This is a genomic window from Hymenobacter mucosus (genome assembly GCF_900188255.1).
In the GTDB taxonomy this organism is placed as follows: Bacteria; Bacteroidota; Bacteroidia; order Cytophagales; family Hymenobacteraceae; genus Hymenobacter; species Hymenobacter mucosus.
Genome location: NZ_FZNS01000001.1, coordinates 152,612 through 166,949, shown reverse-complemented (window position 1 = coordinate 166,949; position 14,338 = coordinate 152,612). Strand labels below are relative to the sequence as shown.

Below are 14,338 nucleotides of genomic sequence, written 5' to 3'. Positions count from 1 at the left end.
GCTCACCGCATAGCCTAATGACCCCGAGCTAGGAGGGCAATTCCTACCACAATGCACACCAAGCCAAGCGCCTGCGGCAACGACAGCGTTTCGCGTAGCACGGCCAGCCCAAGCAAGGCTGTAAGCAGCACCGAGCCCCCCACAATTACGGGAGTACCAACCGAGGAAGGCACGCCACGGCTGAACACAATGAAGGTGAGAATCTCGGCAAGCCCTACACCGAGCCCAGCGGCCACGGCCAAGCTCACGCCTTTCGTGCTTAGGTCAAGTGGCTGGCCTTTGAGGCGCAACCACACCAGCCACATACTCCCGAGTGCCGCGGCCACTAGCTGCAAGATGACTGCCCCAGCCGCCGGGGCAATGTGTTCGGCCGCCAGCTTGATAAAGAAATTATAGCTAGCTAGGCACAGCGCCGTGAGCAAGGCCAGGAAAAGCCAATGCATATTGGGTTAGTCTTCCTTGAGGCGATGCACCAGGTCTTTCTGCAGCTCCTGCCAGTTGTTGCTGTCTTCGCTACCCGCCCACAACTCCTGCAACTCCGAGTGTTTGGCAATGGCTTTCACCGCTTTGCGGCTCATCTTGCGCAAGTCGGTGCTGGCCGCAGGGTTCAACTGCCGAATCACTAGAATCAGGTCGGCGGGGAAGTCTTGCGCCGGGTGGCCCTGAATAGCCGCCACAATTTCGGCGGCAGCTAGTGCTTCGCTGGCCGCTGTGGCATCAATATCTTGGTCGCCATTGGCGGCTCGTTGCAGGGCATCGGCTAGACTGGCTTCATCAGGATTGTCGCGGAAAGCACCAGCAAAGTCTGCGGCCGTATCGTTGTCAAAATTGTAATATCCCCAAGTACTCATGTGCAAAAGGTTTAGATGTACGTCGTAATTCCGATCGGCACGCATAGCTCGTGCAGTCCTTTCTTACGCGCATGGCGGTCTACAATGAATAAATGTATTCTTAATCTGCATAAGTGCTACTGGTTGCATGGCTAGCTGTTTCGGCACGTGGTCCTACACAGTGTTCTTTTCAACAAGGCCTTGGTTGCAATGCTTATTCCCGAAACATGCTCATAATCAGCACGCGACCACTAACCACTTGCTCAACAGTAGACCGATACAAGCTAGCTGGTTGCTGCTATCAAGCTGGAAGAAGAAACTAGATAGCCTGCGGGAGCCGGCCGTGTTTACCGGAATTTCTCCTTGAGCAGCTCAATCTCAATGGCCGGCGAAATTTTCTCGTACAGTATATGGTAGGCAGCCGAGGTGATGGGCATGGGCACTTGCAGCTTCTTGTTCAGCTCGTAAATGCTCTTGACGGCATAGTATCCCTCGGCCACCATGTTCATTTCCATCTGCGCCGATTTTACGGAGTAGCCCCGCCCTACCATGTTGCCGAAGGTGCGGTTGCGGGAAAACTGCGAATATGCCGTTACCAGCAAGTCGCCGAGGTAGGCGGAGGCCGATAAGTCGCGGGGTTGGGGGTTGAGCGCGTGCACAAAGCGGCGCATCTCTTGTACGGCATTGCTTACCAGTACCGCCTGAAAGTTGTCGCCGTAGCCCAGGCCGTGCGCAATGCCTCCGGTGAGAGCAATGATATTTTTCATCACGGCGCAGTACTCTATTCCGTCCAAGTCAGGTGCCGGGTTGGCTTTCACGTAGCGGTTGCGCAGCATGCGGCAGAAGTCTTCGGCTAGCTCCGAATCGGGCGAGCCGATGGTAAGGTAGCTCTGCTTTTCCAGGGCTACCTCTTCCGCGTGGCAGGGGCCGGCAATGACGCCTAGGCGCGCGTGCGGCAGCCGAAACCGCTCGGCGACGTAATCTGTCACCAGCACATTTTTTCCCGGAATCATGCCCTTGATGGCCGATACTACCCGCTTGTTCTTTAGCTCGTCGCGGTCCAGCTTTTCCAGGGTGCTTTGCACAAAGGCGGCGGGCACGGCCAGCACCAGCCAGTCGGCGTCGCGCACGGCTTCCTCCAGGTCAGTGGTGGGACGCACGCGGTCCAAATCCAGGGCCACCGACGAGAGGTAGCGCGGGTTGTGGCGGGTGCGCACTAGGTGCTGCACGTCATCCTTACTGCGCATCCACCAGTGCACGCGGGCGCCGTTTTCAGAAAGTATTTTGGTGAGAGCAGTGGCCCAAGAGCCGCCGCCAAGCATGGCTATTTTTTCCAAGCAGGTAGAGGTAATAACACAGAAAATGACGCTGGCCAGTAAGGCAGCACTCCCCTTTTTTGGCCGAACCGGGGCAGTTTAGGCAAAAAAAACGAGAGGCCGACCCTTTCCGTAAAGGGCGGCCTCTCGTCTGGCACGGGAGTGCCTGATTCTCATGCTTTCCAACTCCAGGCAAGGTGAGCAACTACTTGCTTTCACTTTTGCCTACCTTGGTTAGTTGTCGGCGTCGGCTTCCTCTTTCAGCACTGCTTTATTGAGAGACTTGGCGTCTTTGATAACAACAGTGGCACCATCCTTAAGCGTTTTGGCTACGGCTCGGTACGGACCGCTCACTACCTCGTCGCCGGCCTGAATGCCGCTCACGATTTCGATATTCTGCAAGTCACTAATACCTGTTTTTACGGGTGTCATTAGCGCCTTACCGTTCCGAATCAGGAACACCACCGACTGAATATCTGGCTTGGGGCCGGCGGGTTGCGTGGAGCCGCCAGCGGCTCCACTGCCTACGCGCACGGCCGGAGCGCCCGGCTGGTTGCTACCGTCAGCAGCCTCGGTGCTATCGGAGCGGGTGGCTACGGAAAGCAGCGGCACGCTCAGCACGTTGGCTTTGCGGTCGGTGATGACATCCACGGAGGCCGTCATGCCGGGACGAAACGGAATAATAGTGCGCCCCTGCACAGTGCGCTGCAAGTGGCGGTAAGACTCCGGCAGCAAGCGAATTTTCACTTCAAATTCTGTTACCGACTCGGCCGTGAGGGCGTCTTTAGCGGTGTTAGCAATGCTGGTAACCACGCCCCGGAATTTCTGATCCTGGCTGGTATAGCTGTCCACTTCCACATCGGCTGAGTCGCCCAGGTCGACGTTGATGATGTCATTTTCGTTTACGCTCACCAGCACCTCCATATTGTTGAGGTTGGCAATTCGCATGATTTCCGTGCCCGCCATTTGCGAAGTACCTACTACCCGCTCTCCCTTTTTCACGTTGAGCTTACTCACTGTGCCGCTCACGGGCGAGTAAATGGTGGTCTTGTTAAGGTTTTTGCGGGCTTCTTCCAGGCCAGCTTGGGCGCTCCGTACGCTGCTTTGCGCCGCCCGAATGCTCTGCCGGGCTGAGTTGATTTCCTCCTGGGAGGCTTCATACGCGGCCTTGCTAGCCTCGTAGTCTGATTGGGAAATTACCTTCTGCTTGTAAAGCGAGGCATTACGGCGGTAGGTGAGTTCCGTCTGACGCGCGTTGGCAATCAACTGTTGCAGCCGGGCCTGGGTCTGAGCCACGTTGGCCTGCTGGGTGCCCACTACTGCGCTTTGCTGGCTTACTACAGCCTGGTAGTTATCGGGACGAATACGCAGCAACAGTTGGCCTTTCTTTACGGAGTCGCCCTCCTGCACGTACAGCTCAGTAATTTCACCGGAAACGTCCGGCGAAATCTTTACCTCTGTTTCGGGCTGCACTTTCCCAGAGGCGCTAACTTTCTTGACGATGGTATGCGGAGCAGCCTTGGCCGCCAGCACTTCCGTGCCCGCCGGCTGGCCAATCCAGCCTTGCTTCTTCCCGATAACTACCCCCACCAGTACTAGCACTACTACGGCTACCAGAATGTATAATCCGCGGTTGTTTTTCATGTTTGCTTCTTAGGTTCTTGGAGTCTTGGTTTTCGGCTCTTAGAGGTCGGCCTTGGAGGTTCAGAAGGGTAGTGACGTTTTACTCTGCTGCCTGCACACTGCCTAACGCCCCCTCACGCTACAGCGCAAGTGGGCGGCCCTGATAAAAGTCGAGCACCTTGCGGCGGAATATAAACTCGTATTTGGCCTGAATCATCGTCGACTCGGCGGCCGTGAGGTTGTTTTTGGCAATGTTGAACTCCGTGCCGTTCAGCAACCCATTGTTAAAACGGATTTCGGCGTTGCGGTAGGCCGTTGTCAGCGCTTCCACTTGGCGACGGGCCGAGAAGTAGCGGCGCTGGGCCGCAATAGCGTCGGCATAGGCCTGCTGAATGCTCTGGCGCACCGTGAGGCGGGCCTGCTCGGCGCGCAGCTCCTGCTGCTGAATGGAAATCTGGGCCCGTTGCACGCTCGTGCGCGTTTGCAAGCCGTTGAGGATGGGTACCTGCAGGGAGAATTGCAGGCTTTTACCCAAGTTGTCCTTCAGTTGGTTGGAGAACCTGGATGGCAACAGCTCTGGAATGGCCTGCTTGGGTTGCAGGGCATAGAAGGGCGACGGCACATCCTGGCCGCTCAGGTTCTGAAAGATAGGTACCCGAACCACGTCGGTGGAGTCGCCGTTGAACACCCGCGCCAGCCGCGACGATGAGAAACCCGTGAAAATGCCGGCTCCAAAGGCCAAACGCGGGTAGTAGCCGCCGCGAGCAATATCGAGGCTGTGCTGGGCGGAGCGTACGCGCAGGTCTGCCGCCTTAATTTCAGGTAGTAGGCTTTGCGCGGTTTGGTAGGTACCATCGGGGTCCGCTTCCAACAACGGTTCATCATCGGGGTCGGCCAGCTCCGGCACCTCAATCTGGAAGCCCGTAGGCGACGGCAGGTTGAGCAGCTGCGTGAGCGAGAGGCGGGCCAAGTCGCGCTGGTTTTGGGCCGTGATGACGTTCAGCTCGTCGGAAGCCTGCTGGGCCTGAATATCGAGCAGGTTACTTTCCGGGATGGAGCCGGCCCGCAAGAGCTTTTGCGTACGCTCCACCTGCTGGCGCGTGCTGTTCACCCGAACTTCGTTGGTACGCACGAGCTCCTCAGCCAACACCAGTTGCAAAAACGCCGAGGCGACGTTCAGGGACAAGTCGTTGCGGGCCTTCTCTGTATCCAGCAGGCTCGCCTCCGAGTCGAGGGCATTGCGCTTAACGGTGTTGCGGAGCTGAAAGCCCGAGAATAGCGTGATCTGAGAGTTGGCCGAGAAGTTATTCGAGCGAATGGTCTGGCTAACAAAGTCGTTGGTCAGAGGGTCGAGGCTGGTACCGTAGTTCCAGGCTTGGGTGCCCGATAAGTTGGCCGAGGGTAAGAGGGCCGCCCGGCTCTGGCGCAGCGTAGCATTCTGCAACTCCGAGGTAAGCTGCTGCTGGCGCACAGTAAGGTTGTTTTGCAGGGCGTAGTCGATGGAGCGCTGCAATGACCACGGCCCGGCGGGGGTGGCGGCGGAGAGGGAGCCAGCCGGGGGCTGGGCGGGCGGTGTAGTTTGGGCCACGGCAGGCGCCGCCAACAGACCCGTCGAGAGGCCCATCATCAACCAGTAACAACGCTTCATATGAAATATAGGGCTTACGTTCATGCAGAATGCTACCCCACGAGCGGAGCAGCGCAACAGCCCGGGCGGTGGCCTAAGGCCACCAAAGGTATTAGCCGCAGCGGCTCCCGTGCCATGCTATTCAACTAAGTAGGCAGAATCAGCCTCTAACCGGGCTAGTTACACCCTTAATCAATGGTAGGAATATACGTGACGCGGTGCACCCACCGCAACTGCCGTAGGTATTCCAGGGTGATATCGCGCAGGCCCGAGTCGGTTTCTATAAACTGCCGAGCCGCGTCGTGCTTGCCCTTGCGCGACACAAACATGGTGGCAATGTTGCACTCGTCGTGGGCAATAACGGAGGCAATAAAGGCAATGGAACCCGGCACATCGTCGGCATCAATGATGAGCGTGTGCAAGGAAGCGGAGAAGTCGGCGGGGAAGCCATCCACCTCCACAATGCGGATAACGCCGCCGCCCCGGCTTTGTCCTACTACTTCCACCATGTGCCCCGAGCGCTCATCACGCAGTTGCAGGCGAATAGTATTGGGGTGCATGGTAGAGGCATTGCCTACGCTCTGGAAGGTGTACTGCAAGCCGGCCTCCTTGGCATGGTCAAAGGCTTCGCGAATGCGCACGTCGTCGGTAGCCATACCTAGCAGGCCGGCCACAATGGCGCGGTCGGAGCCATGGCCCTCGTAGGTGCGGGCAAAGGAGTTGTAGAAGGTAATTGTGGCATGAGTGGGCAGGGAGCCCAGAATTCGGATGCCCGCTTGCGCAATGCGCACTACCCCCGCCGTGTGTGAGGAGCTAGGCCCAATCATTACGGGCCCAATCATATCAAAAATGCTGCTTTTCTCCGCCATATAGGGGGTAAAGGTAGCAGTTTAGGTGATGCCAGCGAAGCCCCGCCCGTACCCTAGCGGCACAACTTCCTAAACTAGTTTGAGAGGGGCCAGAAAGGCCGGGGGCGTTACGCAACGCAAGGTTCTGTTTTCTACGTTAGGCGGGGCTTCAACTACCCGCCGCCTAGCCTGCTTACTTTCCTAATCCGCAGTTTTTCGTTCTTTGCAAGTGCATCCACCCAGGTGTTTTTCATTTCTCTCCCGCTCCCTCCTACTCCATGACTACTCCCGAAGAGGAATTTTCACCCGCCGTCTGGCAGCAGCTCCGCCGCCTGCAGGCCAAGTACGCCGCCGACGGCCAAGACCTAGCCGCCTACCTGGAAGGGCTGTACTACGCCGACTACGTCAATTACTGGGACTATATTCAGCTGGATACGCTGCTGAGCTTGCAGCGCCCTCTCACTCAGATTCCCGACGAGCGGATCTTCATTATGTACCACCAGATTACGGAGCTGTACTTTAAGCTCTGCCTCTGTGAGTACGAGCAGCTCGGCGACCTAGCGGCGCCTACCCTGCAAGAAGTAGTGCTGCGCGTGGGCCGCGTGAACCGCTACTTCGAGAACCTGATCGACTCATTCGATGTGATGGTGGATGGGATGGACAAGCAGCAGTTTCTGCAGTTTCGGATGAGTTTGATGCCAGCCTCCGGCTTTCAAAGCGTGCAGTACCGCATGATTGAGCTGGCCAGCACTAGCCTCACCAATCTGGTGCCCGAAGAGCAGCGCCGCCTGCTGGGCGAGGCCGCAGCCCACGACGAGTTGCTGGGCTGCATCTACTGGAAATCGGGGGCTACTGTGGAAGACACCGGCGCCAAAGCCCTGACGCTGCTACAGTTCGAGGAGAAATACACCAGCACCCTAGTAGAACACGCCCGCCAGTACCTCGACCGTAACCTGTGGGCCGTGGTGCAGCGCCTTCCCACCGAGGACCAGCAGCACCCCCGCCTGCTGCGGCAGCTAAAGCAGCTCGACGTGAACGTGAACGTAAACTGGCCTCTGATGCACTACAAATCGGCGGTACGCTATTTGGAGCGCCACCCCGATGCCATTGCGGCTACTGGAGGCACCAACTGGCGCAAGTACCTACCACCCAAGTTTCAACGGCGCATTTTCTATCCTCAGCTCTGGACCGCCCAAGAGCTGGAAGACTGGGGCAAAGGCTGGGTGGAAAGCGTGCTGGGTGAGGAATTTGCGTAAGGCACTCCTTAGCTCTTAAATACGTACAAAAGCCAGGAATCTGGACCACCTGCCCAAGGTAGTCCAGGTTCCTGGCTTTTGTACTAGCTGCCTACTCATCAGAATGCGGGGCAAGTATGGGAACGAAGGCATACTATGCCCCGCCAAGCCGGAAGGTAGCCCGAGGCTGCCACTGCTGGCCGTTGTGGCGGAACAGGGTAAAATTGTTTACGAGAAAAGTAGCGGCGTACGTTTGCCCGGCAAATAGCTGGCGCAGTTCGGGCACTTGCGCGGAGGGTAGGTCGCGGGTGGCTAGGGTGAGGTGGGGTGTAAAAGGACGGTTTTCGCGGGGCACTTCGGGTAGGTGCTGCGCACACCACGCCGTAAGTCGGGCATGAAAGGCTTGCACGGCCCGTGGCTCGCTCACATGCACGAATAGAGTGCGGTTTCCAAACCAGGCAAAATTGCGTAGGCCAACTTCAAAGGGCTCCTGCGAGGCAGCAAAATCCGTTAGGGTGGCGGTGCATGCTTCTTCAAAGGCATCGGGGTGGCGCATGGGAGGTAGCAGCGTGATGTGCGGCGGTAGCCGGATGGCATTGCGGCTACCTGTGAGCGTGTGCACCTGCTGTTTCAAGGCCCAGGTTTCGGAGAATACTGGCTCCGGGGGTAGCAGAGCCACCAAATACAGTGCTTGCATAGGTCTATCAACGTATAGAATGTGTGGTTGTCCAGCCGTAATGATGAATGCCTCACAGCAGGACCGTCACTCTCCCGGGTTGGGGTTGCGCTTGGCTACGTCCAGATACCGACATAACTGAAAGGCATTACGAGAGAAGGGCTTCTTACTACGTACGATTTCTACTTCTTTGCTGACCACAGAGCACAAAATGGTCAGTGCCACCGTGCCCTCTCGGCCACCGCATTATCTTCCGGCTTCGCTAGTCTCCTCACTACTTATGACCTTCTCTACGTATCGTCATGCTTTCATTGCGGCCAGTTGCTGGCTGATCGGTGCCCACGCGGCGGCGGCCCAGCAGTTCACGCCCCAGGTACAGCCATACATCAGCGTCAACAGCCCCACGGTCGCCCTCACCGATGCCAAGGTAATCGATGGCACGGGGCGCCCTGCCCAACCGCATCAAACGGTAATATTGCAGCAGGGCCGCATTGTGCAAGTAGGGCCTACTAAAAAGGTGAAGGTGCCGGCTGGGGCTCGGGTCATTAACTGCAGCGGCAAAACCCTGATTCCGGGCCTGGTGATGCTGCACGAGCACCTCTATTATACCATGCCCGCGGGCGGCTTCTTCAACATTGCCCAGATGCCGTATTCTTTCCCGCGGCTCTACTTGGCTGGGGGTGCCACCACCATCCGCACCGCAGGCAGCATTGAGCCCCAAACCGACTTGGCCATCCAGCGCCTGATTGGGGAAGGCAAGCTCATCGGACCCGAAATGGACGTGACGGCGCCCTATATGGAAGAGCCCGGCATGGATATTCCGGCCCTCAACACCATTAAGGGGCCGGAGGAAGCCACGGCAGCAGCCACCTTCTGGGCCAACAAAGGCTGCACGTCCTTTAAAATGTATATGCACGCCACCCGCGCCGACTTAGCTGCCGTGGTAGGGGTAGCGCACCCGCGCCACCTGAAAGTCACGGGCCACTTGTGTTCCATTACCTACCGGGAGGCAGCCGACCTGGGCATCGACAACTTAGAGCACGGCTTCATGGCTAGCGCCGACTTTGTGCCTAACAAAGCGCCTGACGTGGCCGACTACCCCGCCGCCCGCCAGGCGCTACTGCAACTGCCAGTGAACAGCCCGGAGATGAAAAGTTTAATTTCTTATCTTGTGGGCAAGCGCGTAGCGCTGACCTCCACCCTGCCGGTATTTGAGCCCTACACGGGCCGGGAGGTAGTACTCGGCGGAGGACTGTCGGCCCTGATTCCGCAGTTGCAAGAGCGCGAAACGGCCACCTGGCAGCAGAATCAGCAGAAGGATTCCGCCAGCATACGCCTGTTTAAAAAGGAAATGGCCTGGGAAAAGCAGTTCTACGATGCTGGAGGCCTGCTTGTGGCGGGCACCGACCCTACCGGAGCCGGGCGCACCATTGCGGGCTACTCCAACCGCCGCCAGATAGAGCTACTGGTAGAAGCTGGTTTCACGCCTGTGCAAGCCATCAAAATCTGCACCCTGAACGGGGCTACCTACCTGGGCCGCGAGAAGGAAATAGGCACCATTGAAGTGGGCAAACAGGCCGATGTCGTGCTCATCAACGGTGACCCTGAGCAGGACATTCAGCAGGTACGCCGCATGGAAACCGTCTTTAAAAAGGGCGTGGGCTTCGACTCGGCCAAGCTCTTTGAATCCATGCAGGGCAAGGTGGGTCTGAACTAAGAAACTACTCAGCTACCGGGCTTCCACGGAAACGGCCGCCGCTCCTGCTTCCAGAGCAAGAACGGCGGCCGCTTCGGTTACTGTGCCCAGCTAGTAGACGAAAGATTACTGCTACTTGGTTACCTTAAAGCTAGCCTGTGCGTTTTCCCAGGCCATTGTCACAGTACCCGCTTTGTCAGAGGTAATGGTGAACTGCTCCACGGGGGTGCTGGCTTTGGTGGGTTTCACCGTCACGCGCAGGGCATCCTGAGCCTGGTCGTACTTGAACGAGCCCCACTGCGCGGCCGTTTTGTTGAAGACGATAGTCCACTCCTGCTCAGTAGGAATGGTGAACAAGGCGTATTTTCCAGCGGGCAAGGCTTGGCCGTTGATTTTTACAGCTTGCTTCACCTCAAAGGTGGTTGCCTCGTTGGCGCCCGTGCGCCATACCTTTCCGTAGGGCACCAAGCCACCAAATACGGTGCGGCCTTTGGCCGAGGGGCGGCTATACTCAATGGTGAAGGCTGTAGCGCCGGTGCCACCCGTTACGGTAGCGGGTGGGCTGGGGCGCTTCGACTTATCCTCGGACATCTTGGTTTGAGCCTGGGCGTTGCCAGCAAAGAAAACGAGGGCCAACAGCCACAGTAGGAAATGGGAAGTGCGCGTACGCATAGTGTTGATGGGGTTAGAGAGTGAGACAGAACGAAAAGCGCTTAGCCCGAACAATGTTTTCACGAGCAACAGAAAGACACCGTTTCGCGCAAAAGCTGCGCGCAGCCACCTACCTGACGACACTAGTATAAGTAGCCACGTACATCTTAGCTTGGCAGCCCGCAAGACTTGACTCCAGGCAGAAGCCGGAAGATTACGAAAAGGCCCAAGCAAAAGGAGCCGGTAATGGAAAAGCGTATGCCAGGGAAACGAACTCGCTAGCGCCCGGTTGAGGAGTTCTGCTACCTTTGCCCCATCGTTCTTTGTCTGTTTCCAGTCAGACGAGCGGCAGGTTTCCGATGGTGGGTCGGAATGAAAAGGGAACCGGGTGCAATTCCCGGACAGACGCGCTACTGTAAGTAACCATTTGCCAGTGCTGCCCCTTGATAGGCCATTGCCCCGCTGCGGGGTGAGAAGGCCGGGCAGCATGTTACAAGTCAGGAGACCTGCCTGCCGCTCTTTATGATGAGGCTCCTTCGCGAAATAAGGTCCTTGTTGGGTGCTGCTGTGGGCGTAGTATGGCCGGGCGGCCCGAGCGGAAGCGCTGGGGAGCGGCGGCAGTGCGCGGCAGTGGGTCCCGGCAAAAGCCAGCGCGCGGAACACTCAGGAAGCGGGCAGTAGCCCGGTGCTTGTTTCACTTCCTTTCCTTTTTCCTATGTCATTGCCGCTCGAAGAAAGAATTGCCCGCGCCGAAACGCGCATTTTCAAAGCCGTTTTCCCGAACACCACCAACCACTACGATACCTTGTTCGGCGGCACTACCCTGCACATGATGGACGAGGTAGCCTTTATCACAGCTACCCGCTTCAGCCGCCTCAAAATGGTGACGGTATCATCCGACAAGGTAGACTTCACCCATCCTATTCCGGGCGGCACGCTGGTAGAGCTAATTGGAAACGTGTCTCGCGTAGGCAACACCAGCCTGCAAGTGCGGGTGGATTTGTTTGTGGAGCAGATGTACTCCGAAGACCGCATTAAAGCGGTATCGGGTCTGTTCACGTTCGTCGCCATTGATGAACAGAAGCGTCCGGTTTCCGTGCTGGGCCACCAGGAAGTGCCCGTAGGGTAATTTCTGCAATAAGGCTATCAGGGGGCCGAACCTTTCGGGGCTGGTTGGCTGTTAACTAGCGATTCTCGCACCTGAACATCTCCTCTCAGCAAAAAAATGGAGCATCCCTATACCCCTGAAATGAACGCCCGTTTGGAACAATCCTTTAAAGAAGCGGATCAGGCTCGTGAAGAGCTAACCGAGTCTATGGCCAACTCCGTTGCGGCGAACTGCGACCTGCTCCATCACGGCTTAGTTAGTGCCAAAGGCTTGGAAGCTACCACCGAAATGTACCGCAACCTGCTGGGCACTTTGCTGCGGCATTCTTCCGGTGAGGTGCGCTCTCAAGTGCTGATGGCTTTCAACCAATCTATGGAGAAGTTCTGGCCCCGCAAAAACGGCACTGGCACTAGCTCCGGCCCGGCTTCTGCTGACCACCAGTAGCCGCCCCAACTACCGCTCGACTCCTCCAACGCTGGCAACCTCCCCGGCCGGAGGAGTCGTTTTTGCTGCCGGGCTTTCGTAGTTTTGCAGTTGCTTTTCCCTCTAGGTTCAAAGGCTAGCTCCCTTTCACCCGTTTTTTATGTCTGTAAAACAAGAAATCGAAGTGCTGCTTCCGCCCGAAGTAGCCTACGATGAATTAGCGCGCTATAGCGCCCTGCTTGCCGCCGCTGGCCTGCGCCCCGGCGAAGCCGATTTTGTGCACCTGCGCAAGCGCAGTATTGATGCCCGCGGCCGTGCCCCCCAGGTACGCCTGCGCGCCGACATCTATCAGACGCCCCCACCCCGCGACTTATTTGGCCCTTGGTTTCAGTACCCTAGCGTTGAGCGGGCTACCCGCTCCGTTCTAATTGTGGGTGCCGGGCCGGCGGGGCTGTTTGCTGCATTGCGCGCTATTGAGTTGGGCATCAAACCTATTGTATTAGAGCGCGGCAAGGATGTTCGTACCCGCCGCCGCGACCTGGCCGCCCTCAACAAGGAGCACCTCGTCAACCCCGATTCCAACTACTGCTTTGGTGAAGGCGGCGCGGGTACCTACTCCGATGGCAAACTGTACACCCGCTCCACCAAGCGTGGCGATGTGCAGCGCATTCTGCGCCTGCTGGTGCAGCACGGCGCTACCCCCGATATTCTGGTGGATGCCCACCCCCACATCGGCACCAACAAGCTACCCTACGTGGTGCAGGCCCTGCGCGACAGTGTGCGGGCCGCCGGCGGCGAGGTCCACTTTGACACGCGGGTTGATGACCTGATTCTGGAGAATAACCACCTGCGCGGTGTGGTAACGGCTACGGGTGCAGCGCTGGAAGCCGATGCCGTTATTCTAGCTACTGGCCACTCTGCCCGCGACATTTATGAACTGCTGCACCGGCGGGGCGTGCTCATTGAGGCCAAGCCCTTTGCTTTGGGCGTACGGGTAGAACACCCACAGGAGCTAATTGACCAGGCCCAGTACCGCCGCCGCGACCGAGGGCCGCTTCCGGCGGCTTCCTACGCCCTAGTGCACCAAACCCAGTGGCAGAACCGGCAGCGGGGGGTTTTCTCGTTTTGCATGTGCCCAGGCGGCTTTATAGTACCAGCAGCTACTGCCCCCGGCGAGGTGGTAGTGAACGGTATGAGCCCCAGCCGCCGCGATTCGCGCTTTGCCAACTCCGGCATCGTTACGGCCATTGAGCTGGAAGACATGGACCTGCGGCGGCATGGCGCCCTAGCTGGCCTGCGCCTTCAGCAGGAAATTGAGCAGCGTGCCTGCCAGTTGGCTGGCAACACGCAGCTGGCGCCCGCCCAGCGCCTCGGCGACTTCCTAAAAGCTAAAATTTCGCCGGAGTTACTGGAAACCAGCTACCAGCCAGGGCTCGTTTCGGTACCCATGGACAAAGTACTAGGCGCGGGCCTTGCCGAGCGCCTCCGTCAGGGCTTCCGCAACTTTGGGCAGAAGATTCCGGGCTACGCGACTAATGCCGCCCAAATTGTGGGGGTAGAAAGCCGCACGTCCTCGCCCGTCCGCATTCCTCGCGACCGGGAAACACTGCAGCACCCGGAGGTACGCGGGCTTTTCCCTTGCGGCGAAGGAGCAGGCTACGCCGGAGGCATTGTATCGGCGGCCATGGATGGAGAACGGTGCGCCGAGGCTGCTTTTGCAGCCATTGGGGCCAAATAATCGTTATAAGAACGAAAAGCTCTGGCGGTGCCAGCCGTGGATGTGGCCTACTGCTACCTCCCAGCGGTTATTTAAAGCATGTGCCTGAGCGTCAAACACCTCTTTCCCATGAAAAAAACACTCGTTCTCGGGGCCAGTGATAACCCGTCTCGCTATTCTTTCCGCGCAGTTCATCAGCTCAAAAACCACGGCCATGAAGTAGTGCCCGTGGGTATCCGAAAAGGACAAGTAGCGGGGCTACCTATTCATACTGATCGGCCGCAGTCAGAAGACATTGACACGGTAACACTGTACGTAGGCCCACAAAACCAGCCGGGCTGGTACGATTACATTCTGGACCTCAATCCTAAACGTATCATCTTCAACCCCGGCACCGAAAACCCGGAACTGGAGCACCTGGCTCAGGAGCGCGGCATTCGCACGGAAGAAGCCTGCACGCTGGTTATGCTGAGCGTAGGCCAGTACTAACTCAGCAGCTTCGGCAAAAAACACTATACTATAGCCCAGGGGGTAGGCAGTCGTGGTGCACGATTTGCCTGCCCCCTGGTTTTTTACATGGGTGCAAAT

Annotated in this window: 14 protein-coding genes and 1 riboswitch; of the genes, 6 read left to right on the top strand and 8 right to left on the bottom strand. The window is 57.8% G+C overall.

Annotated elements, in window-relative coordinates; genetic code table 11:
- Positions 1-14: 14 nt before the first annotated feature.
- From CHB83_RS00725 to sdaAB, 6 genes are all read right to left on the bottom strand, one after another.
- Positions 15-443: an EamA family transporter gene (locus CHB83_RS00725; RefSeq protein ID WP_045690387.1), complete on the bottom strand. Its 429-nt coding sequence runs from the start codon at positions 441-443 to the stop codon at positions 15-17.
- A 6-nt stretch (positions 444-449) separates the two neighbouring features.
- Positions 450-851 (bottom strand): DUF4259 domain-containing protein, encoded by a 402-nt coding sequence (locus CHB83_RS00720; RefSeq protein ID WP_045690386.1) that lies wholly within the window; start codon positions 849-851, stop codon positions 450-452.
- 326 nt (positions 852-1,177) lie between these two features.
- The gene (locus CHB83_RS00715; protein ID WP_082455553.1) at positions 1,178-2,167 is read right to left on the bottom strand and encodes an NAD(P)H-dependent glycerol-3-phosphate dehydrogenase; all 990 of its coding nucleotides are present in this window, start codon (positions 2,165-2,167) and stop codon (positions 1,178-1,180) included.
- Positions 2,168-2,380: 213 nt separating this feature from the next.
- Positions 2,381-3,790, bottom strand: a complete 1,410-nt coding sequence (locus tag CHB83_RS00710; RefSeq protein ID WP_089331334.1) for an efflux RND transporter periplasmic adaptor subunit — start codon at positions 3,788-3,790, stop codon at positions 2,381-2,383.
- Between the two features lie 118 nt (positions 3,791-3,908).
- Positions 3,909-5,417 carry a TolC family protein gene (locus tag CHB83_RS00705; protein WP_179225419.1) on the bottom strand — a complete coding sequence of 503 codons (1,509 nt, stop codon included), beginning with the start codon at positions 5,415-5,417 and terminating at the stop codon, positions 3,909-3,911.
- A gap of 167 nt (positions 5,418-5,584) precedes the next feature.
- Entirely contained in the window at positions 5,585-6,265 is a 681-nt protein-coding gene (sdaAB, locus tag CHB83_RS00700; protein WP_045689708.1) for an L-serine ammonia-lyase, iron-sulfur-dependent subunit beta, read from the bottom strand.
- 257 nt (positions 6,266-6,522) lie between these two features.
- Between sdaAB and CHB83_RS00695 the strand changes: the two genes are divergently transcribed.
- Complete coding sequence (locus CHB83_RS00695; RefSeq protein WP_089331332.1) at positions 6,523-7,500, top strand: tryptophan 2,3-dioxygenase family protein; 978 nt, start codon at positions 6,523-6,525, stop codon at positions 7,498-7,500.
- 133 nt (positions 7,501-7,633) lie between these two features.
- On the opposite strand, the gene CHB83_RS00690 is transcribed toward CHB83_RS00695, so the two are convergent.
- On the bottom strand, positions 7,634-8,176 hold the full coding sequence (locus CHB83_RS00690) for a 2'-5' RNA ligase family protein (protein WP_089331331.1): 543 nt from the start codon (positions 8,174-8,176) through the stop codon (positions 7,634-7,636).
- Positions 8,177-8,435: 259 nt separating this feature from the next.
- Here CHB83_RS00690 and CHB83_RS00685 point away from each other — a divergent pair, with 259 nt between their 5' ends.
- Positions 8,436-9,872 carry an amidohydrolase family protein gene (locus tag CHB83_RS00685; protein WP_179225418.1) on the top strand — a complete coding sequence of 479 codons (1,437 nt, stop codon included), beginning with the start codon at positions 8,436-8,438 and terminating at the stop codon, positions 9,870-9,872.
- Between the two features lie 111 nt (positions 9,873-9,983).
- Here CHB83_RS00685 and CHB83_RS00680 read toward each other — a convergent pair whose 3' ends face one another.
- A complete protein-coding gene (locus CHB83_RS00680; RefSeq protein ID WP_245855245.1) occupies positions 9,984-10,523 on the bottom strand; it encodes a DUF2911 domain-containing protein in 540 nt (179 codons plus the stop codon).
- A 312-nt stretch (positions 10,524-10,835) separates the two neighbouring features.
- Positions 10,836-11,030: riboswitch (cobalamin riboswitch) on the top strand.
- Between the two features lie 187 nt (positions 11,031-11,217).
- Here CHB83_RS00680 and CHB83_RS00675 point away from each other — a divergent pair.
- From CHB83_RS00675 to CHB83_RS00660, 4 genes are all read left to right on the top strand, one after another.
- Positions 11,218-11,631 carry an acyl-CoA thioesterase gene (locus CHB83_RS00675; RefSeq protein ID WP_218823158.1) on the top strand — a complete coding sequence of 138 codons (414 nt, stop codon included), beginning with the start codon at positions 11,218-11,220 and terminating at the stop codon, positions 11,629-11,631.
- Between the two features lie 120 nt (positions 11,632-11,751).
- Complete coding sequence (locus CHB83_RS00670) at positions 11,752-12,054, top strand: hypothetical protein (RefSeq protein ID WP_143436949.1); 303 nt, start codon at positions 11,752-11,754, stop codon at positions 12,052-12,054.
- Between the two features lie 139 nt (positions 12,055-12,193).
- Positions 12,194-13,771 (top strand): NAD(P)/FAD-dependent oxidoreductase, encoded by a 1,578-nt coding sequence (locus CHB83_RS00665; RefSeq protein ID WP_089331329.1) that lies wholly within the window; start codon positions 12,194-12,196, stop codon positions 13,769-13,771.
- Between the two features lie 108 nt (positions 13,772-13,879).
- Entirely contained in the window at positions 13,880-14,239 is a 360-nt protein-coding gene (locus CHB83_RS00660; RefSeq protein ID WP_089331328.1) for a CoA-binding protein, read from the top strand.
- Positions 14,240-14,338 lie beyond the last annotated feature (99 nt).